General features: G+C 58.9%; 24 protein-coding genes. 3 read left to right on the forward strand and 21 right to left on the reverse strand.

What is annotated here, in order from left to right; all coding sequences use genetic code 11:
* Positions 1-101 precede the first annotated feature (101 nt).
* Complete coding sequence (locus ACFP2T_RS43290; protein WP_377433006.1) at positions 102-500, forward strand: HNH endonuclease; 399 nt, start codon at positions 102-104, stop codon at positions 498-500.
* A gap of 11 nt (positions 501-511) precedes the next feature.
* Here ACFP2T_RS43290 and ACFP2T_RS43295 read toward each other — a convergent pair whose 3' ends face one another.
* The 19 genes from ACFP2T_RS43295 to ACFP2T_RS43385 all read right to left on the reverse strand — a co-directional run bounded on the left by ACFP2T_RS43295 (position 512) and on the right by ACFP2T_RS43385 (position 14,733).
* Entirely contained in the window at positions 512-688 is a 177-nt protein-coding gene (locus tag ACFP2T_RS43295; RefSeq protein WP_377432871.1) for a hypothetical protein, read from the reverse strand.
* 8 nt (positions 689-696) lie between these two features.
* Positions 697-963 carry a DUF4190 domain-containing protein gene (locus tag ACFP2T_RS43300; protein WP_377432873.1) on the reverse strand — a complete coding sequence of 89 codons (267 nt, stop codon included), beginning with the start codon at positions 961-963 and terminating at the stop codon, positions 697-699.
* Complete coding sequence (gene dnaE, locus ACFP2T_RS43305) at positions 947-4,009, reverse strand: DNA polymerase III subunit alpha (protein WP_377432874.1); 3,063 nt, start codon at positions 4,007-4,009, stop codon at positions 947-949. Before dnaE ends, ACFP2T_RS43300 begins: the two co-directional genes overlap by 17 nt.
* On the reverse strand, positions 3,999-4,304 hold the full coding sequence (locus ACFP2T_RS43310) for a hypothetical protein (protein WP_377432876.1): 306 nt from the start codon (positions 4,302-4,304) through the stop codon (positions 3,999-4,001). The genes dnaE and ACFP2T_RS43310 overlap by 11 nt, the downstream gene beginning before the upstream one ends.
* Positions 4,305-5,605: 1,301 nt before the next feature.
* On the reverse strand, positions 5,606-5,950 hold the full coding sequence (locus ACFP2T_RS43315; protein WP_377432877.1) for a hypothetical protein: 345 nt from the start codon (positions 5,948-5,950) through the stop codon (positions 5,606-5,608).
* 3 nt (positions 5,951-5,953) lie between these two features.
* Entirely contained in the window at positions 5,954-6,532 is a 579-nt protein-coding gene (locus tag ACFP2T_RS43320; RefSeq protein ID WP_377432878.1) for a hypothetical protein, read from the reverse strand.
* A complete protein-coding gene (locus tag ACFP2T_RS43325) occupies positions 6,532-6,846 on the reverse strand; it encodes a hypothetical protein (protein ID WP_377432880.1) in 315 nt (104 codons plus the stop codon). Before ACFP2T_RS43325 ends, ACFP2T_RS43320 begins: the two co-directional genes overlap by 1 nt.
* Positions 6,847-7,316: 470 nt before the next feature.
* On the reverse strand, positions 7,317-7,499 hold the full coding sequence (locus ACFP2T_RS43330; protein WP_377432881.1) for a hypothetical protein: 183 nt from the start codon (positions 7,497-7,499) through the stop codon (positions 7,317-7,319).
* A 103-nt stretch (positions 7,500-7,602) separates the two neighbouring features.
* A complete protein-coding gene (locus ACFP2T_RS43335; protein ID WP_377432883.1) occupies positions 7,603-8,142 on the reverse strand; it encodes a hypothetical protein in 540 nt (179 codons plus the stop codon).
* An 814-nt stretch (positions 8,143-8,956) separates the two neighbouring features.
* Complete coding sequence (locus tag ACFP2T_RS43340) at positions 8,957-9,211, reverse strand: hypothetical protein (RefSeq protein ID WP_377432885.1); 255 nt, start codon at positions 9,209-9,211, stop codon at positions 8,957-8,959.
* Between the two features lie 3 nt (positions 9,212-9,214).
* Positions 9,215-9,520, reverse strand: coding sequence for a hypothetical protein (locus ACFP2T_RS43345; protein WP_377432887.1), 306 nt, complete (start codon positions 9,518-9,520; stop codon positions 9,215-9,217).
* Positions 9,521-9,831: 311 nt separating this feature from the next.
* Entirely contained in the window at positions 9,832-10,101 is a 270-nt protein-coding gene (locus tag ACFP2T_RS43350; protein WP_377432889.1) for a hypothetical protein, read from the reverse strand.
* A 76-nt stretch (positions 10,102-10,177) separates the two neighbouring features.
* Positions 10,178-10,687: a hypothetical protein gene (locus ACFP2T_RS43355; RefSeq protein ID WP_377432891.1), complete on the reverse strand. Its 510-nt coding sequence runs from the start codon at positions 10,685-10,687 to the stop codon at positions 10,178-10,180.
* Positions 10,688-10,776: 89 nt separating this feature from the next.
* On the reverse strand, positions 10,777-11,070 hold the full coding sequence (locus ACFP2T_RS43360; RefSeq protein ID WP_377432893.1) for a hypothetical protein: 294 nt from the start codon (positions 11,068-11,070) through the stop codon (positions 10,777-10,779).
* Between the two features lie 81 nt (positions 11,071-11,151).
* Complete coding sequence (locus ACFP2T_RS43365; protein WP_377432895.1) at positions 11,152-11,553, reverse strand: hypothetical protein; 402 nt, start codon at positions 11,551-11,553, stop codon at positions 11,152-11,154.
* An 805-nt stretch (positions 11,554-12,358) separates the two neighbouring features.
* Positions 12,359-12,883: a hypothetical protein gene (locus tag ACFP2T_RS43370; RefSeq protein WP_377432897.1), complete on the reverse strand. Its 525-nt coding sequence runs from the start codon at positions 12,881-12,883 to the stop codon at positions 12,359-12,361.
* A gap of 65 nt (positions 12,884-12,948) precedes the next feature.
* On the reverse strand, positions 12,949-13,230 hold the full coding sequence (locus ACFP2T_RS43375; protein ID WP_377432898.1) for a hypothetical protein: 282 nt from the start codon (positions 13,228-13,230) through the stop codon (positions 12,949-12,951).
* A gap of 781 nt (positions 13,231-14,011) precedes the next feature.
* Positions 14,012-14,500 carry a hypothetical protein gene (locus ACFP2T_RS43380; protein WP_377432900.1) on the reverse strand — a complete coding sequence of 163 codons (489 nt, stop codon included), beginning with the start codon at positions 14,498-14,500 and terminating at the stop codon, positions 14,012-14,014.
* On the reverse strand, positions 14,497-14,733 hold the full coding sequence (locus ACFP2T_RS43385; protein ID WP_377432902.1) for a hypothetical protein: 237 nt from the start codon (positions 14,731-14,733) through the stop codon (positions 14,497-14,499). The genes ACFP2T_RS43380 and ACFP2T_RS43385 overlap by 4 nt, the downstream gene beginning before the upstream one ends.
* A 1,116-nt stretch (positions 14,734-15,849) precedes the next feature.
* On the opposite strand from ACFP2T_RS43385, the gene ACFP2T_RS43390 reads away from it, so the two are divergent.
* Both ACFP2T_RS43390 and ACFP2T_RS43395 read left to right on the forward strand, forming a co-directional pair.
* Positions 15,850-16,527 carry a hypothetical protein gene (locus tag ACFP2T_RS43390; protein ID WP_377432904.1) on the forward strand — a complete coding sequence of 226 codons (678 nt, stop codon included), beginning with the start codon at positions 15,850-15,852 and terminating at the stop codon, positions 16,525-16,527.
* On the forward strand, positions 16,524-17,213 hold the full coding sequence (locus tag ACFP2T_RS43395; RefSeq protein ID WP_377432905.1) for a CmcI family methyltransferase: 690 nt from the start codon (positions 16,524-16,526) through the stop codon (positions 17,211-17,213). Before ACFP2T_RS43390 ends, ACFP2T_RS43395 begins: the two co-directional genes overlap by 4 nt.
* A 311-nt stretch (positions 17,214-17,524) precedes the next feature.
* On the opposite strand, the gene ACFP2T_RS43400 is transcribed toward ACFP2T_RS43395, so the two are convergent.
* A complete protein-coding gene (locus ACFP2T_RS43400; RefSeq protein WP_377432906.1) occupies positions 17,525-18,022 on the reverse strand; it encodes a hypothetical protein in 498 nt (165 codons plus the stop codon).
* 350 nt (positions 18,023-18,372) lie between these two features.
* Positions 18,373-18,834, reverse strand: coding sequence for a recombinase family protein (locus ACFP2T_RS43405; RefSeq protein ID WP_377432908.1), 462 nt, complete (start codon positions 18,832-18,834; stop codon positions 18,373-18,375).
* Positions 18,835-19,230: the final 396 nt, after the last annotated feature.

Here is a 19,230-nt window from a genome sequence, read left to right on the forward strand (position 1 = left end):
TGTCGCCGCCGTGGTGTCCCCAGCACGGTCGCCCTGGCCCTGACTGCCCTACCCGCGTCGCGAGCCCCGGCAGGTTCGTCGCCGGCTACGCCGGGAGTTGTGTGCCGAGCTGGTCGACGCGCTCGACGACAGGAGACCTCATCCCCCGAGCCAAGAAGAGGTGCGCAAAGCCAGGCTGTAAAGAGGTCGCCCCCTGCAAAAGACACAAGGTCTGGAAGGAATCCTCTGGCACCCGGCAGTTACCGGGAAACTGGTCGACTCTCAAAAAGCAGGCGCGAAATTTCGCGACAAAAATCTGTGTTTTTTGCGGCCTCCGTGATCCTGGTGGACAGGTGGACCATGTCATCAATCGCGCTGAGGGCGGCACTGACGACCCGAGCAACCTCGGGTGGGCCTGTGCCAGGTGCCACGACCGGAAGACCGAAGAGGAGAAGCTGAGAGGCATCCTGAGGGCACAAAAAAAGAGCCCGCCTCCCCCGAAGGGGAGACGGGCTCTGTGAGTCAGGGCGGGTCAGTCGACACCGAAACTCTCTTGCGCTTCCGCAAGTAGGATGTCTATCGCCCGTTCTTTCGTGATGTCTGGATTGGACTTCAGAGTTTCCGCGACTGCATGCAGTCGCGCCATCTGCTGTTTTACGGCCTCGTCCAACACGGCAGCCTTGAAAGTCTCAAGTACTTCAGTACCCATCTCTCCTCCTACTGCTGGCTGATGTTGATACCGACCCCTGCGTAAACGAAGATGGCGAAGGCTAGCGACACGTATCCGAGCCCCAAGCCCCAGCCGGCCATAACTCTACCCCTGAGGTCCGGCGCTGCCTGAATCTCTCGCCGGGCGAGATGCCCGGTGATGATCGCAGCAACGGGGATGACCAACGTCCCGGCGCACCACGGCACCGAGACAATCCCGAGCGCAAGGCTCCAAATCGCGAGACTGGACCTTTGTGGCCTATGGGGCGGATACATCAAAAATCCCTACACTCTCGATCGCGGCCTCAATCGCCGGCCAGTTGGCCGACGGCAGCGACATCTTACGACCTCCGATCAACAACCACACTGGACTATCTCCGGGGTTCCGGGAGAGGACATTTCTCAGCCACTCAAGTTCCTCCTGAGTCACCCGACGTGTCGTCCCCAGCTCGATCGGCTGAGTCGTCAGCGCTACCCCTAGGTATTGCTGCTCCCACTCGCGGCGGGTCGTCGTGGAGTACATCCCCCGGGGCCAAACCGGGAAAGTCGGCTCCAACAGACTCCGCTGACCGAAGGCACTCTCCGCTCTCCACCGAATCGCCCTCGCTGCTAGCTCCGTCTGTTGGACGTACAACTCTTCTCGACGCGGACACAGGGTGTCCAGCGCCCCGGACGCCACCAGGGCTTTCAGCGTCCCCAGCGATAGGGCTCTCTGGTCGACACGTGAGAAAAAGTCCCGCAGAGACGAAAACGGCCTGGTCCCCCGGGTTTCCTCGATTCCTGCGTATACAGATGCTCCCACCCCCTTAATCGCCCCAAGTCCGTAGTGGATCCCCCCGTCTCCGGGGGAGAATCCGAAGCCACCGTTGATGCTTGGCGGCAGTATTCGCAGTCCCATACGAGCACACTCGGCGAGGTATTCCGGTAGCCGGTCTTGGTCATCAGAGACGCTAGTAAGCGTCGCGGCCATATACTCCACCGGGTGATTCGCCTTGAGATACGCCGTCCAATATGCAACCAGCCCGTATCCGGCACTGTGCGCCTTGTTGAACGAATAATCCGCAAAAGGCACCAGCACTTCCCAGAGCGCCGTAAGCGATTCAGCGGAGTAGCCGCGACGCAAGCCAGCAGCCTCGTAGTTAGGTCGCGTAGCGTCCATCTTCTCAATGTTCTTTTTCCTCATCGCGTCGAATAGTAGGGCAGCCTCGGCATAGCTCCACCCGCAGATGATGTTAAGAACCTGCAATACCTGCTCCTGGAAGACAATCAGTCCGTAGGTCTCTTCTAGGGCCGGACGAAGCGCCTCTCCCAACTCAGGATGAATTGCCCAGTCATCTGACCAGACACCACCGTTCGTGTTTTTTCGATCGGCGTAGTAATCGTCAGCGTCGGCACCCATAGGACCGGGACGGAATAGTGCGAGCAAGGCGAGAATATCACCGAATTCAGAGGGTTTGAGACGTCGAAGCAATCTCCGCATTTGAGTGCCGTCAAGCTGAAAGCATCCGAGGCTGTACCCCTCGGAGAGCTGTTCGTACGTCTTTCGGTCATTGCATTCTCCTGGGAGTAGCGGGAGCGTCAGCGCGACCCCGCGTTGCTTCAAGAATTTCAGAGTGTTGGCGACGATGGTCAAATTTCGCAGCCCTAGGAAGTCATACTTCACTAGGTACTCCTCCATGACGTGATCGACGTAGCCGGTCACCAGAGGTCCGACGCCGCCAGGTCGACGAAGAGGGATCGACCTCTCCACTCGGTACCCTGGCGGAGCAATACCTACGGCGGCAGGGTGTACGCCCTGGCCGCGTATGCGCCCGAACAGCCCCTCAGCGGTGTCGTAGACCTCATCCCTCAGACCTGTGTAGTCGGCGAGGTCTACCGGCCTGCCGGCCTTCGGCTCGGGGAGCTGCCTGGCGTACGCCTGGCCCTGCTCGAAGGTCTTGCCATGGACGCGCGCCGCAGCACCTAGCGCGCCTTTGGCTCCGAAGGTCAGGTAGGTCCCAAACTGGACGACATTATTGTCTCCGTACAGCTCTCGAATGATCTCGATAACCCGGTCGCGCTTGTCGTCCTGGACGTCGATGTCAATATCTGGCATCCCGAGCCGGTTGGGGTTCATGAACCGTTCGAAGATGCCGCCGTGAGCAACCGGATCGAGGTCTGTAATCCCGAGGGCATAGACGACCAAACTGCCACCGGCGGAACCTCTGCCAGGTCCGACAAGAATCCCCTCCGCCTTTACCGCCTCGATGATGTCGGCTTCGACGAGGAGATAATCGGCCGCGCCGGGGATGTTGCAGATCGTCTCTAGCTCGTACTGGAGCTGTCGTCTGTCCTGCTCTGTCGGAAAGCCCTGGCGACGCTGGATGAGTCCGGCATTTGCCCTAGCATGTAGATAATCTTCGGCGAATTCGAATTCATCGGGAAGTCGGGCGACTGGGAATTGAAGTCCCTCCTCGAAGACCTCGTCGTAGCTCCCGATTTGTTCAGCGACAACAAGCGTATTACGACTGGATTCCTTGGGCAGCCCAAGGCTGTCCATTTCGCGAGCAGGGCGCAGAGAATAATTGCCGTCGCCAAACGACATCGCCGGCCTGGCAAGCGTCGACTGAGTTTGAACGCAGAGCATAGCGCGATGAGTGGGAGCCGAGAGAGTATCGAGATAATGGACGTCATTCGTCAACACCGTTCCTAGTCCATGACGCTTCGCGAGTGCGATGAGTTGTTCGTTGAGGTCTGTCTCCCACGGGTTGCCGTGGGACATCACCTCTATCCAGTACCGACCTCGGAAGGTCTCGGCGAACCAGGCCGCCGTCTCATCCGCCTCGTCGAGCTGGCCGAGGCGCAGCCGTGTCCCCAGCTCCCCGCCGACACACCCGGAGAGGATGATGAGATCCTGTCCGTACATCCTCAGCAAATCTCGATCAACCCGAGGTTTCGAGTAGAAGCCTTCGGTGTAGCTGAGGTGCTGTAGCTCGAAGAGGTCTCGTAGGCCATCGGGACCTCCAGCGAGGACAGTGAGGTGCGTGTACGCGCCTCCACCGGAGACGTCAGCCTCTCCCCCATCGGCCCACCGGACCCGAGTCCGGTCCCTGCGGTCGGTGCCAGGAGTTAGGTAGATCTCGCTGCCGATGATGGGTTTCACCCCGACGCGGTTGCACTCTTCCCACAACGTCCGACCGTCGTTGGCGTTGCCGTGGTCCGTTCCAGCCAACGCGGGCATTCCTAGTCTGGCGGCACGGTCCGCATATTCCCTAAACTTCCCCGCTCCGTCAGTAATGGACTTTTCTCCGTGGACGTGCAGGTGGGCAAATTCATCGGGCACGGGTTTCCCATCGGGTGCTGGCAAGCTTTCGAACTTCGTCTTCGTCGGGATAGAGGGCTGGGACAACGTAAGAGGGGTTCATGACATGCGGTCCGCTCAGAAGTTCTTCCGTGTCTAGCCGAGCTAGCTCCAGCTCCGCCAGCGCCATTTCCAGTTTCCACAGTGCGTCGCCAAGCTCCTGTCTCAACCTCCTGTTTTCTTGGATCACCCTCGCCTCGGGCACCTCTACCACCCGTTGCGTCGTCGTGGTTGTCTCCACGATCCGTAGGTGCCGTCCGGGGACAACATCTGTCATGGCAGTCTCACTCTCCCTTCTGCGATTTCCGCCGAAATCTGCACCGAAAACCATGCGTCATCAGGGTTTAGCCTCCGCTCTCGCAAGATGAACCTTTCAAACGCAAGCGCCGTTCTCAGACTCATCCGAGGACAATGTCCTAGGGACTCGTACGAGCCGTCATATATGTAATCCCCGGCTACCAGGGCGCCATCGGTCGTTTCGGACCGAACCGGGCGGGGGGAATTGGTAGGGGTACTCACTACGCTGCCTAACTCTGAGAGGAGTGGGTCCGGGCTGTGGCCCAGGGTCCAGGGGAGGAAAAACACGTCCGCTCGCGTCGTGGCTGTGGCCAACGGGCGAGGGAGGTCCGCGACAACGCGGCGAAGTGTGCACGTATCACATCCTGCAAAGGTCGTCAACGAGGGCACCGAGTGACTTGAACCATAGGTGCTGCTACCATGTTGCTGCGAAAATTTAGAGAATTCGCAGTATGGAAAGCAGACTTCGGCTACAGGGGGTTCGTGTGCCTAGACAAGCGGGAATGCAAGATCCATGGTCGGCGAATCTATTGAGGCGAGCACCGAGAGTCGTTGGACAACAAATCCACATCTACTCGGAACTACAGCGTCCCGGCAGCGAGCACCACAAGCGCATCGTCGAAAGTGCGCTCCCGCTGTCTCGCGGGCCATGGCTCTTGAAGGCGCTAGTAAAAGAGCTAGTAGCGCACGCCGAAGAAGATTCGGCGCTAGCCGAAGCTCTGGGCCAGGTTGAGCGAGCCCTGACCGCTAGCCCGGTGGCCGAAGTCGAAGAGTAAAGGCAGCGCGTGGCCAGACCGGACAGCGGCTTGAGGCGGGCGGGCTGTCCGGTCTTTTGGTGTTCGGACCGGACCAGACCGCGTGAGGACCGGACTGTTGTCGACAGCCACCGGACCCACGCCAGCTCGGACCGGACCCCCAAGGCGACTGTGACTTAGGGTAGCGAAACCGGACACTAGGACCTCCCTGGCTCAAAGGGCGCTTAATGTCCAGCTAAGGTAACAGTCCCGGTCGTGAGACCTCCTCGGGTTGCCGGTTGGCGCCAAGATCTATCCGTATGGCGCACACGGACCCCCCGGCCAGTTGACCGGGGGGTCACTCTGTGCTAGTGCATGATCACCCCGGATGATCCCTCTGGCGGAGGTAGCGGAGCCTCCCGACTCCCAGCCACACCACCGCGCCGCAGAAGACTACGACAAAACAACAGCAAGCTTCCATTATCTTTCCCCAGAAATGGGGAAAGGCCACCCCCTACAGGGAGTGGCCTTTCCGGCTGTGCGGTATTCAGTTGTTCTGTAGTGCCGTCATCTCGCGTGCATGACCGGCAGCAAATGCGTTAGCGAAGTCGGTACCGTCCGCCGGAGTGTGCTGATCCAACTCGGTGAGCAACTCCATCATTCGGACGCTGTAGCTGTCGAGATCGCCAGCCGCGCTCGTGCGGAACCTTTGTGCCCCCTGGGCTACCAACTCCGGTAGGTTCCGTATTACGGCCTCGACAGCGGTAGCCGGAGATGCCGCCCCCAACGGGGCGATGTCCAGGGCTAGGTTTCGCTTCGACGTAACCAGGTGCTCCAACTCTTCGAAGACAGCCAAGAGCCTCCCGGCAGTCTCGGCGTACTCAGTGCTCACTCTCTACCCTCCAACCGGTACCCACGTGATGTGACCGTTGACGGCCGTCGACTCCGTGACGCACCCCACACAGAGGATGGGCGGTCCGTCATTCTTCTGCATCCGATGCGTAGCGACCCCGGTCCCATCATCCCACCGGCCCATGCACGAGCGCCCACCCTTGACGCTCGGTACTTCGACGGTCTTCGTGGGCCTGGCGGTGGAGCTGGCCGCCGCAGCCACCGGCACAACCGGCGGCACAGCCGCCTTTGTCGCCCTGCGCTGCCTCGGGGCCTTCGTCGACGTCGCCGGCTCCGCCGGCTCCTGGGCGTCGCTGAAGGTCGCGGCCGGCGGTGCGCTGACGGGCTTGGTCACCTTGACGTCGGTGGCGGAGGTCTTGATGGTTGCAGCCGCTCCCACCGACCCCGGGGTGACGTCCTTCTGCGCATCCCGTACCCGCCAGTGCTCGCGGATCTGCTCTCGCATCTTGTCCTCACCCAGCCGAGGCGGGAATTTCACCCCGATTCCCTTAGCGTATTCGCGTAGGGAGTCCTTGCTCATTCCGTCGATGTCCTGACGGTCAGTCTTCGTCTTGCTGGCCACTACTTTCCCCACTTCTTTTCGAGTGCTTCTAGCACTGGACGTACGGCACCCTCTGTCGGATAGCCGCGTTCGGTGTATTCCTCTAGGACAGCATCCTTTGAGATGGCACTGCCCAGGGGAACGTCACCGCTGATGATCTTAACCCACCAGCGCCAATTTCCTACCATGATCGGCTGCGTTGGGTCAATACTTGCCTTCCCGTTGTAGACCATCCACCGGTTTGCCCCGAGGTCTACCCACTGACAGTGCAGCCACGGATAATCCGCCCTGATCTCTGCCACGGTCTGCCGGATGTCTCGCCCGACAATCGGCACTTCGCCCTCTCCTTCCTAGCTAGCCAACCGGCCACACAGCCGCGAGGCTGTGTGGCCTATTGGTTCTCTAGGCAAGAGCTTTTTGTAGGTTGCTGATCAGAGTCTCCGTCTCCTCTCGCGACAGATGTACCGATACATCCGCCCGGAAGTCCGACTCTGTAGTGATGGGTAGCTGCGCAGAGATGTACGCACCGTCGCGGTACGTACTCTTCTCCGTCCGGATAAAGCCGCTGCTCTCCGTGCGTAGGGTGTCCCAACCCTTGACCATCTTCACTCTCCCTTGAATCGATATTCGACGACTTCCGGATGCCCGTGATACGGAGACAACCGTTTTTCGCTGACGGCGTAGAAGTAATACCTGTGCAGCCATGACTCCGGATTTGGTCGCTGCATCTTCCCCAACATCTTCAAAGCGTCTTGCCTCGCCCGACCGGTCAGCCGGTCGCCCCGGAGTAGCGGTAGACGCTCGGCTACAGACTGCATAGCCGCCGGTATTCCTCTAAGACCCGATCGACCTGGTCCCGAGCAAATTCCAGCTCTCGGATATTCTTTTCCGGGGTGCCGTCCATATAGAGCATCCTCACCCCGGTCTCGGAAAGCACCGTTGCCTGCTGCTCCACCGTTCCGGCCAGCTCGATCAGCCGGTTTTTCATAGCTCCCACTTCTTTACCTCCGATAGGTAGTCACTGAATGATTCGGCCCGGCAATGCACGTTCGCATTGCCGGGCCGGACGGACTCAATGGCTACCGCGCGGGTTACTTCCCCTCGATTTTGATTCCGTACTGCTCACCGACGTACAGAAGAAACTCTTCCGCCGTGTCGAGAGTGGCATCGTCCAACTCTTGTCCGTCGACCACGTCCTGTAGTGCGTGCACAACACCGACCAAAACATGGGGAGTGAAGGTGTGTACGTAGTCCGTCCCCCGCTTCAGGATCTTCTGAGCCAGCGCCTCTGCGGCGTAGCTGTCGAAGGTCTCGAAGGCCACCGGTCCGGGGGATGCCTTGACGTACGCGATAAGTGCCTCTACCGCATAACTGGTATCAGGGTTGGCCGCGCGCTCGCGCTCGATTTCGGGGACGAGACTAACCAGGATGGTTCCGCTCGACGCAAACGCGGTAATCCCCGGAGACTGCGGCGAGTGATGCCAGGCGGCGATTTCCATTGCTACCTCGGGATGAATCAGTTTTCCCGTTTGCCGGTGCAACGCTACTTGCTTGCGGACGTACTCACTGGTGTTGTCAGCCGGAATCGGCTGGGTGTCGCGTGGTTCTAAATGATTCCACTTACCGCGCATCAATTACTCGCTTTCCTGTAGTGGTCTATGTGGACAGGACGGGGGATCGGCTCCATAGGATATCACCTGCACTCAGAATGAAACCCTAGGTGTAACCTACCGATCCCCCATACTCACCACACATCCGCTAAGGCACCATCAACGCCTCTGATGCATGGGTGCTAAACGGCCGGACGACCCCTGTATCGCCGGAATACCAGCCGACTTCGCATCGGCACAGTCCGGACTCAGCGATTACCCGTACGAAGCTCTCCCGAGTCTGTTCGCTTAACTCCGGCGGTAGCCGGTCCGCCGGACCGTAGTAGCCGGTGGCGACGTCCAGGGCGATCACGGTCGCCCCTTAGCGCGGTTTTCCTTTTTCTGGATACGCCGTGCCTGTCGAGCCGTGAGCTTCCCAAACTCTCCATCGACGTCACGACCTGCGGCGTATTTCGTCCCGCGATTCATAAGGTTGGTCCAGTTGTAATGTCGCCTCCTGAGGTCATTACTCATCGGCTCAGGACTGGTCCCGCGTCGCCCCGCTATCGTCGCTCGCAGTTTGCTAGCCCGCATTGCGCGCAGCTCAGTCTCACGTGTCATCGTTTCTGCTCTCCCGTGTGTGGCGCTGTGCTGATAAAACAGGGGAGAGCACAGCGCCGTACGCGCTGTGCTCTCGGGGCTGCTCTATCAGCGTCATCGATGCTGGTTTTGTCACTCCTCCCACTGGACACAACAAAGAGACACAGCCGACCGGCTGTGTCTCAGGGGTATTGCTATGGCTGATAGATCAGTACGGCAGACGTCGCCCCCGTGCGACGTCTGCCAGGCTCACCTATCAGGACTGTGGCGGCGCCTCACGCGCGATCCGTAAGCGCTCGTTGAATTCGGTCTGCGCCTCGCGTGCGACCCGTAGGCGCTCACTCAACTCAAGCTGCGCAACCTCCGCATCGGTGAAGTCACCGAAGGAAAACAGGTAGACCTTGCTACCGCCACGATTGGCCGTACCAGTGAAGTAGTGCTCGCCATCGGTCAATTCTCGCAGTTCATCCCCCTGTCTGCGGAAAGCCTCTCCCTGGGTTTCCTGCGCCATCTTCTATTCCCCTTCCGTCCAGCTAAACCCCGTAGCGTCTACGTGCTGATTTCCCGTGTGGGCATCCTGGACACAGTAGTTTACGGCACAGCAAGCCCAGTAGTACGGGCCGTCGGCATCACACCCCCGGCGCATCGACACCGAGATTTCGGCTCCGTCGTCCAGCCGCATCACAGTGCGGAAATCCCAGGTTGCGCCAGGCTCTTTGAAGCGCGCTACCTCGGCATTGAACATCTCTTCCGCCGTATCGGCCGGAATGACGTAGCCCCAGTCTTTCCCGTGGACAACCTGTAACGCGTACTTGCTCATGTCCTCCCCTAGCGTCGATTAACAGGACATCACAGCCTGCCTCACCTCCTGGAGGTGAGGCAGGCTCTAGACCCTGTCAAGCGTCAGCCGGTAGCACTGTCGGACGCCTCCGGGCTGGCTATCTGGGGGTGCGCAAGGTCGGCGTGCGCAACCGCCGCTTTTAGCATCCAGTGATTCTCTCCGGCGTCAACGCCGTCGAGCGGGTACCAATCGCCGCAGTGGTCCGGATGCCCTGCCATGTGCTGGCATACCGCCCGCAACTGCCCGTTGTCATCTCGCACGATAGCTAGGGATAGCTGATAGGACATCCCTCAGCCTCCCGCCCGGAGGTTGCGAACGGCAGTGAAGGCCGCGATGTAATCGGCGAGCCGGTTATAGGTCGTCTCCGGATCGCTGACTTCCGCGATGTGCTTAGGTAGCTCCGTGTCGACGTACCGGCCGTCATCCCGCTTTTGAATCAGCCACGCACCGTTACGGCTGATCATCTCCCACTGCGAGACATCAAACCCGATGGACCGGGCAACAGTCCTCAGAGTCTCAAAGACGTCTTTGAGATCCGCCTTCGTGGGCATCTCCGCCATCCCTCATCCTTCCCTAGTGCCAATAGTTCAAGGGAACAGCCGGACTCCGTCCGGCTGTTCGGCCTGAGCCATCGGGCTAGAACGCTATACCAATCCACATCGCGTCACCTTCGGTCCACATCCGCCAGCAGTCTTCGATGTGGAAGGGCGTTTCCTGCCGGACGATGACGTGGATTCCGTAGGCGTAGCCAAAAAGGGTCGCCTCCTCCTCGCGGGCTTCCCGTTCGAACGGGAAGCCCTTGCCGGCTAGGTAGCCGCTAGCAAACCACTCGGCGTGATTCCGCCACTGGCTAATTCTGTCTTGTTTCTCCGGCGGAAACGGGTCGAATAACCCGCTGTATTTCCACCGGAGTGCACCGGTTACGGACTCCGGAACCTTCACCACTCTGTTTCCTCTCTGCTGGCTCGCCAGAAACTCTCGCACTCGCGGAACGTCCCAGTCGTTACGAGCAAGCTCGCGTGCAAGCTCTGCCTTTCTCATCTCTCCGGCATAGCGCACGCCGACGTGTCGAGCAGCAAGCCTCAACGGACCAACCCTGAATTGTTGTCCTAGCGCCGTAGCCGCAGCCTCCTGTTTATAGTCCACCCATCTCCTCTCTAAGGGGTTAACAGAACGGACAGGGTACCCCCGTACCCCTATCCGCTCGATAGCGCCTCACAGTGGATTTCAGCGGACTAATCGTCATTCTCCGCCGGATAGAGCCCGTCGTCGACCCTTTGGATTAGGTCGTCAATCCTGACCATCTGTGCGCCGATGTCCGCTGCGAACGTCCTAGCAGCGTCGAGGCCAGCCCGACCGGTCGGCAGTGGAGCCGGTACCGGCTCTCCCGCTTCGATGCTGCTCACCACCACCTGTGCGCTAGCCCAGGTCTCTCCCTTGGCCTCACGGAGCTTGTAGAGCGCTTCCCGTAAGATCTTCCAGTCTTCCGGACTAACCTCCGGCAGTTTCTCTGCGACGTCCTCTGCCACTCTCAGTTCCTCTCTAAGCGACGAAGCGAACGTACGTGATACCGAGTACCTCGCACGCTCGATAGTGGCTCAGAATGGATTTCAGGGGGTCTTGAAGCCCGAAAACCACGGGCGGTTTTGCGCCGGACGGTTGCGAGCCTTCCAAGACTCTTCCGCGACCTGGGCGCGGTTAAGTTCCCGCTTGACCAGTGGAGCCATCGGCCCCTGTCCGTTATACATGTCGTGTCGCTTCGTAGACGACATCAGCTCACGAAGGTTGTTCCCGGCCTCGACCTGGGCGACGTCAACCCACTCGTGGTCTTCGTGATGCTCTAGCAATACCTCCAGCACCCCCCGTCGGGTGCGGAGAGATTCGACATGGCAGGCCATGCCTTCCCACTTCCCGGACGTCGGGAAGACCTCCGCCAGAGCATCCCAAGCAACTAGGGCTTGTTCGCGCGTGAGGCCCACAGTTGCCGGACTGGACCCTACTTCCTGAGCCATTCGTCCACCCATCTGATGATCTCGCTTGTCAGCGTCGGACGTCGCCGACGTCGCCGGACTGGTCGGTTGATGGTACCGGATTGGATTTCCACTCTGGCACCAGGAGCCTTAGGCCGCTGGTCTCGAATGATCAGGTACGCATCGTCATAAGCACACGGGGTGTAAGTCCAATACCACCGGTCGCCTTTAGGATCGACCCACACCCTTTCTTCGTCGAAGAAACTGTCAGGCTCAACGGTGCGGTAGTGATATACCCCCTCTGCGAATCGCTCGGTTCCCTCGCATGCAATGAAGACATGTACCGGTTCCGGTAGCGTCTCCTTCCCCATTTACTCACCTCCCCATAAAGGCTTAGTGAGGCACACGCGCTACCTGGTAGCGCGTGTGCCAGTACTAAACCCTCACAGTGACCTTGTGTTCTAGCCGGTTGATTCCCAGCGCCGGACACTCCACGAACATCGGTCGCGGTAGCTGTCGATCGACAGTGAATGCCGCAACACCGATCGAGGAGTCTCGGACGCTTAGCGGGTATGTCTCCCCCAACGCGGTCCGCCGGTTGATGTCGCTCATAACGAGTCGGGCACCCTCAAGTGACGTACAGGTGACTATTTGCGTGTGGCACTTGCCGTGCCATCCACCTGGGCATTGTGGGTTGATGCACCCATACCACCCGTAGTAGATGACCACCCGTAAGGGACCTACTGCCATTCCCTACTCCATTCCCTAGGCAACTCTGGCAACGCTCGACGCTTCCCACGGTTCATAACGTCGAGCGCTCCCGAGTGCCGTCTAGCGAATGGCGATATCAGTCGAGTACGTATCCCTCTGAGATCTCGCGACGTCGCTCGCCGAACCAAAACTGCAATCCCGGTCCATTCGTCTGGCCGTATTGCTGGCCGGACATCCCCCTAGCCTGCCGAGTGTTTCGCACGAAGTACTTCCGAATTCCGAGGATGTCTCCGTAGCGCATCAGCCATCCCGGAAAGTCGTGGTCTTCCAGGTATCCGTGATCCTGTTGGACCTTCTTGAGTCCCCGATCCGCTCGACTCAGCGTGTTCGCCATTGCCCTAGCAACGTCGATCTTTTCCAGCCGGAAGGGCTGGAAGTAGATGCGAGGCATATAGACACTGGTTGTGTTCATCTCGGCGTACGCCGAGATGCATAAGTCGGCGTACCCGTGGTGGACGCTGTCCCCAAGGCCATCCGAGTTGGGCCGATAGAACGTGCCGTCAGGGTTGACGACACAAATTTCTGCGAGAAACGACACCGTTCCATGATCGTCACTGGTTCGGATCGTGAACCCGTATGACGGACGCTTTCCCTTGGCCATTCTCTCCCCTCCCTAAGCAACTCATAGAGCACTCATCCCCCGTGATGAGTGCTCGACTGAAGTGCTCAGGACTGGTAGAGCCGGACAACGGTTGTGTCGGCGAAGGGGTGATCCTCTGCCACCCGGTTTTCTGCCGCCACCAACGTTCGCGAGACCTCGAAAAGCACGGACCAGTAGGTAACGTTTCCGTCCTTGTCGGGTGGGCTACGGAATGCCACCCCTGCCCTTACCCATTCCTCGGAGTACTCCAGTTCATCGCCGACCATTTCGATGATGTCCCACGTGTACGCGAAGTAAGGGCTGTTCCCGATGATGAGGTCTCGTCGGGACCGTGCGATTGCTCCCATGCCTGTTCCCCTCGTCTCAGCTAAGCGAACAGAGGGGGTCGCAGTTCACAGGCTGCGACCCCGTGCCAATTCGTCTCAGGTGAGTCTGTGGTGAGCCGGGCGCCCTAGGCTCTGTTGCTCGCCTAGGACGTTGCTACTTCCACAGTTCCGTTTTGATCTCTTTGCAGATCTCTGCATCCGACTCAGGAGTGAAGGTGAGCGGTACCGCGTCGCCCCATGGCTCAGGCAGTCTCACGAAGGCATAACCGCAATCACCCTTAGGCCAGTAGCAACCCGGATTCTCTCCGGTCGGTGCGGAGTCTTCGGATGCACAGATCTCTAGTCCGTCTGCCCACAAAAAGCACACGGGATATTCGGTCTCTCGCTCGACGTCTTCGCAACTGATCCAAGGTGCCGATGGCTCCGTAGGCGCCTCTGTCGCCCTGGGCGACGTCGACACCGTAGGCGCCGTTGCCACAGACGCGTTTCTAGCCTTCGTCCACTCAGTCTCGATAACCTCCGTCGTTATGAGCAGTGCGACCAGCGCACCAGCGACGTAGAGAATCCCCAGAATTCCCCTGATGAGATCACTCGTTTGTTTGCTCATGCGCCCTACAGGGGAGTCGCACCCCCCACTGCCGATAGCAGTGCCGCATCCGATTCAGCTCACGCCTACGCCAGAAGGACTCAGAGGCATCATTTAAAGCCTCTCAGAGCCACGTAGACGGCCAAACAGAGGTTGTCGCTAGGGTAGGGCTTCCTAGTCGCTTAACTAAGGCGTACGCGCACTCTCAGGGGTTTGTTACGCCAGTTCCAAAAGCTCTAGATCTTCGTGCTCGTCCGGGTAAACCGTGATCTCCCAAAGAGAGACCTCTTCCGGCCCGAATTCGTGTAGCTCGCACATACGGCGGAATAGTTTCATTCCCTCTGGCTGTGTGAGCACAGAGTGAGTCCGGGCTTTGCCCGTGCCGCTCTCGACCTCGACCAGATAGACCGTGCCAGTGGGCACCTTCCGATAGAGCGCGACATGACAAAGCCCCGTGTGCCAGGTCACGACATGCGTCTCAGTCTCGACGTAATCCGATTCCCTGTTGCCGGGGTGTTCGGTCTGGTAGTCGTGAAAGACCTCTGACGAACACGCCTCGCCGCATTCCCATTGCATCATGTGTTCCAACGCGGCGTCTTTGTCTGGCCACCCGAGAGACAAGCCTTCCCGTTTCGGGTAGGCGACAGCTTCAAAGGCTCTCCAGCTTTCGGAGTCCTGATGAGTGGTGACCTCTGCGTACCTCATGCCAGACCCACCCAAACGAGCACGGGCTCAGTGAAGCTTGCAACGGGCTGGTGGAGCTTGAAATCCCATTCCCATTCCTTCACGACCTTCGCGAATCCCCATGCGTGATCGATATTGGGGAATTCAACGATCAATGCGTTATCGCGCCCTTCCGCGACGCTTCCAGAGAAGCTAACCGCCACGATTTGAATCGCGTCAGGGGTAGCGATGGTGACACGTTCGATGCTTTCCATAGCGCTTTCTCCATTCCGAAAGCGCGTACACCTTAGTTAAACGACTAGGTCTTACTCTGCCTGCCCTCAAACGATCCAAGGCAACATAGTCTTTTGCAATGTCGCACTGCCCAAAGGCTAAGCCAGAGGGAAGGAACAACACGCATTCCTCATCCGAGAATGAAGACAGGCAGCTATGACCCGTTCATAGACGGGTGTCTATTAAGTGACGCCATGTGCGCAGCAGTCGACGATTACGGCGCTTGAGGCGCCTGCGCTGCCAGCCGTCCCGGTCCCTCCCGCCCCGCCGTGGGGCTTGCCCCAAGCTTAGTCGCTTCCGTGCGAAAAAACGGGTTTTTCGCAGCATGATCGCTAGTCTTGACCAAACCGTTACCATGATCCGGGAAGACGACAATCGTCTATGAGCATGATCGCCACGCAGTGATAGTCGTCTTTATAACTCAAGAGTCATAGATGATGTTCGTCTATTCAACCAACCCGTTTAATAGACCTCTGTCGCTACGTCGGCTCGGCGCTGTCTGTCCCTAGTGGAGGGTTTATATCAAGGGGTCTCTATATAACCCTTTGCTGATGCTCTCAGATCCACTTTAGACAACCCATAGACAGGTGTCTTTATGCATAACCATGCACAAGATCACTATGCATGGTGTATATACATACCACTCACTCATAGTAGCTATATCTATGAGATAGGTCTTAGAGCTAGATCAGAGTGATGTTTATGCAGGTCAAAGGCTTATTCGTTCTTTATGACTTAACACACAACACAGTTTGATAACAGCCTTGACAACTGCGTCTATGCGTATTCCGTGGATGGGTGTGTATTTTTATACGGGCGGGGGGATACCCCTAAACGATCTTCAGGCGCGCACGGTCTCTCGACCTGTCTGCCGCGATGTACTGTTTGGATACTTTGTCCGTTTCCCAGGATTCAGGACAAATAGAGGTACTCACATCCCTCTATATTGATGGCAATCGTATTGATTGAGCTGGATATCTACACAGCTCGCTATAGACGTCCATCACTCGGTTGAGTACTCAACGACTTCAACCGCTCCACAAACTGCGCTCAAAAATCCCGTGGAATCTCGACGCCTATCGATGGAGTCTCAGTATTTGGCATACCTCAACCGGTCTTTGACCAACTACCGCACCGCAGTCAACGCAGCGTATCCCCGTCGTGACAAAACCTCAGACGGCTGGATTGGAAACGCAGCTCACCAACTGACGGATAGTGATCATAACCCCGATCCTGATGGCAGTGTAGACGCCTGGGATATGGATGTCGACCTCCGGTCAGGAGGCGACTCCGCCGCTATCGAAATGCTGAAGGACGTCTTCGAAAAGCACCCCGCTGCGCGCTATTGGATTCACAACCGTCGAATTGCTCACCGTAATACCGGCTGGGATCGGCGCCCTTATCGAGGCGCCAACCCCCATGATAAGCATGTCCACTGGAATTCAGACGAGTCCCGGGAGGACAACAACACACCTTGGATTCTAGGAGACGATTTGCCACTAACTGACGATGACGCCGTGCTGGTCGCACGGGCAGTCCACAACCAGGGCATCGGCCGTACCGGGAAGACCATCGGTTACGCCCTTGATAACGTCCTGGACCTGCCTGAGAGGCTTCAGACCATCGAGGCGAAGGTTGACCAGCTCGGCACCAGGGAAATAGAGGTTTCTGTAGACGCCGGTGAGGTAGCCGCAGCTCTTGCGGTCAATGAGACCTTCCTGACTGCCCTCGCGAAGGCTGTCAACGACGACTCTTCCCGCCGGATGGCGGCGTGAGTCTTCCTACCCCGATTGACGTCCAGGCGTCCCTACAGACCTTCTCAGATGGCTCCTACGCCTGCGAACACCGAGGGTTGACCCTGTGGAAGCACCAGGACGACCTAGACCGCCTGGCGGCCATCCTGGACGCCACCAAACCCACTGTGGTCGTCGAGACGGGTACGAGGTGGGGCGGGACCGCTGTGTGGCTCGCTGACAGGGGCGTAGACGTCATCACCGTTGACAGCGACAGCCCTGAAGTCTCTGAGGCCGCACGCGGCCTCTCAGACCGTGTGACGTACGTCCAGGGCGACTCTGTGGCCCCTGAGACTGTCGCCGAGGTGCGCCAGCTCGTCAGGCGGAGACGGACGATGGTCATCCTGGACTCTGAGCACGCTGCCCCTCACGTCGCCCAGGAGATAGCTCTCTACGGGCCTCTGGTGTCTCCGGGGTGCTATCTGCTCGTTGAGGACGCAATCTTCGACCTCGCCACCGATCCCAGGCTCAAGAGCCGTGGTGGCTTCCGCATCCCCGCCGAAGGCGGACCGATGGTGGCCATCGAACAGGAACTTGCCTCGAATGATCTGTGGAAGCGGGACACCGAGATCGAGGCTCTTACCCCGATCTCTCACAACCCCGCCGGTTGGTGGGTCAAGCAAGGGAAGCGAAAGGGCGCCCCCGCTGGCAAGGCGGAGACGCCCTAACTGTGCAACCTGCAACCAGACCTCCACGCGGGAGGGTTCAACCGTAGCAGACGCAGAACCGCCCCGGCTGGTGTGCCGGGGCGGTTCAATGGGGTCCGGCCCCGAAGGGCCGGAGACGCTTCCGGTCTCCCGAAAGTCTTCCAACCAACTCAACGCCGCAATGGAGTCCCCCTACGGAGGAAGGTGTTGCTATGGCGTCGTCGCGCTTGAGTGGATCACCCCCACGAGAGAGTGGGGACTGGTGCGTTGAAATCCTCGCCCCGAGGGGCGCTGACCGAGGCAGACTAGCAAACCTCCGGAGGTCAGGACTGTCAGGTGCCTGACAGTCCTGACTCTGCATGACTAGAGAAGATCGCCTTCATTAGGTCATCCAAGATGGCGCCGCTAGACACCCCCCGCCGGGTGGCCTCGTCGCTTACCCATGCCTCGAAGGCATCTGCCACCGAGGGCAGCTCGGGGTGGTCGTCGCCCTCCAGTCGATCTGCAATTGGGTCGCGGACCTTTAGTGCCCACCCCGGACTGCCGTCCAGCTCCCACCGGAGGTCCGCAGTTAGCTCACCGTTCTGGACTCGCCAGAGCGCAACCGTTTGATCTCTGACCCTGCCAGAGCCGGTGAGGTCTTCGATGAAGGTTAGAAACCAGGTCCCCTCAGGAACCTCTACTGTTTCGTTCCACTTCTTAAAGGTACCCTCGAAGGCGTAGCCGGTTTGTACGGTGCGGTTAACTCGATCCAATTGCTTGATCCAGTGTTTACCGCGAGCAGCCTTGCCGGCACTTAACCCGTGGTCCGGAAGCTCTACGATTGCCATCAGTTCAAACCCTCCTGAGGTTTCTCGCCTCGCGTCTGTCGTCTCGTCGGTCGTCCAGGTCTGCTAGCCACTCCAGATCTCCGCCTAGGTGCCCTCGGAGGCTCCACACGGTTCGCTGCTCGCAGAAGGAACTACTCCCGCAGTTGTCCCAATGAAAGCTTGCCGACTGTCGCGCCGCCCTTTCGTAGGGCCATGAGTGGTAGAGGTTGCACCTCGCCCCGGCACAGCCCACGACCCAGACCTTCATGAACGGCACCAGGAAGGCCAGGATTCCTATTCGACCGAGCGGGAGACGGTCTTGGTCGTCAGGTCTTTCCACTATCGCCCACCCTCTGCGTCCGTAGAGTGTCCTACGCATTCTCACCCTCAACGCTCTCAACGAACACCTCAACGAGGTCTTCCATCAGCGCGACCATCATCAACCCTTGCTTGCCCATTACTCGCAACACCAGAAGGCCGGACTGCTCCGAGGCCATCACCACTCGTGCATCTTTCTCCAGCAGCAGCTTTGCTATTGCGGTTGTCGACTCTGGCCTCCGAGACAGGCGTTGCAAGTCGTGAACAATGAGGGTGTCATTCGACTCCAGGGCTTCTAGGGCTCGCTCTCGACTAGGTCTGTGTTCGGCCCCGGGGTGCACGGATTCATCGTCTTCCCAGATCCCCCGGATTTCAAGACCTAGTTCCTTGGCCGCACGAACGCATAGGAACTGTTGATTTTCGTTGGCCGGGTACAGGTAGATCACTGCCTGAGATGTCATTACGAAACCGCCCTTGGTTGATAGGTCGTCGTTGTCAATACTGCGAATATCCACGCCCCCGGTTCATGGACCCCGGTGAGCATTGCCCCACCGGCAGCAACCAGGAGGAAGCAGAGGACGACAGCGCCGAGAATTTTATCGGTCACGGCTGTCCACATGTCAGACCGGAGTCCCCTCCAGTCGTAGCTTCCTTCGAAGTCTCGCCTCTCCCTGTGGAGGCATCCAGTAGCGTTTGCGCCACCATCGCCCGTGTAGTTCCTCTTTGAAGACCAACAATTCTTGTCCGACCATTTCCCTCAGGATTTGTTGCATGGACGCCAGTGGGATTCCTGTGCTGTCGCTAAGTTCTTTTGCGGTGTGTCGTTTCAGGGTGTCGCCGAGCCACGCTGCCATCACTGCCTCTCGCTGAGTCTTCCCAAGTGCGTTCATGCCCGCGATGGTACCGACACC

This window comes from Plantactinospora solaniradicis (assembly GCF_042658085.1).
Lineage (GTDB): Bacteria > Actinomycetota > Actinomycetes > Mycobacteriales > Micromonosporaceae > Plantactinospora > Plantactinospora solaniradicis.

What these genes read in the sequence shown, in the direction of transcription:
- ACFP2T_RS43385 (WP_377432902.1), bottom strand. Translation starts at nt 14,733, where the DNA reads ATGGAAAGCATCGAACGTGTCACCATCGCTACCCCTGACGCGATTCAA.
- ACFP2T_RS43400 (WP_377432906.1), bottom strand. Translation starts at nt 18,022, where the DNA reads ATGGCAATCGTAGAGCTTCCGGACCACGGGTTAAGTGCCGGCAAGGCT.
- ACFP2T_RS43365 (WP_377432895.1), bottom strand. Translation starts at nt 11,553, where the DNA reads ATGGCTCAGGAAGTAGGGTCCAGTCCGGCAACTGTGGGCCTCACGCGC.
- ACFP2T_RS43370 (WP_377432897.1), bottom strand. Translation starts at nt 12,883, where the DNA reads ATGGCCAAGGGAAAGCGTCCGTCATACGGGTTCACGATCCGAACCAGT.
- ACFP2T_RS43330 (WP_377432881.1), bottom strand. Translation starts at nt 7,499, where the DNA reads ATGAAAAACCGGCTGATCGAGCTGGCCGGAACGGTGGAGCAGCAGGCA.
- ACFP2T_RS43335 (WP_377432883.1), bottom strand. Translation starts at nt 8,142, where the DNA reads ATGCGCGGTAAGTGGAATCATTTAGAACCACGCGACACCCAGCCGATT.
- ACFP2T_RS43300 (WP_377432873.1), bottom strand. Translation starts at nt 963, where the DNA reads ATGTATCCGCCCCATAGGCCACAAAGGTCCAGTCTCGCGATTTGGAGC.
- ACFP2T_RS43375 (WP_377432898.1), bottom strand. Translation starts at nt 13,230, where the DNA reads ATGGGAGCAATCGCACGGTCCCGACGAGACCTCATCATCGGGAACAGC.
- ACFP2T_RS43340 (WP_377432885.1), bottom strand. Translation starts at nt 9,211, where the DNA reads ATGGCGCAGGAAACCCAGGGAGAGGCTTTCCGCAGACAGGGGGATGAA.
- ACFP2T_RS43350 (WP_377432889.1), bottom strand. Translation starts at nt 10,101, where the DNA reads ATGGCGGAGATGCCCACGAAGGCGGATCTCAAAGACGTCTTTGAGACT.
- ACFP2T_RS43345 (WP_377432887.1), bottom strand. Translation starts at nt 9,520, where the DNA reads ATGAGCAAGTACGCGTTACAGGTTGTCCACGGGAAAGACTGGGGCTAC.
- ACFP2T_RS43380 (WP_377432900.1), bottom strand. Translation starts at nt 14,500, where the DNA reads ATGAGGTACGCAGAGGTCACCACTCATCAGGACTCCGAAAGCTGGAGA.
- ACFP2T_RS43310 (WP_377432876.1), bottom strand. Translation starts at nt 4,304, where the DNA reads ATGACAGATGTTGTCCCCGGACGGCACCTACGGATCGTGGAGACAACC.
- ACFP2T_RS43295 (WP_377432871.1), bottom strand. Translation starts at nt 688, where the DNA reads ATGGGTACTGAAGTACTTGAGACTTTCAAGGCTGCCGTGTTGGACGAG.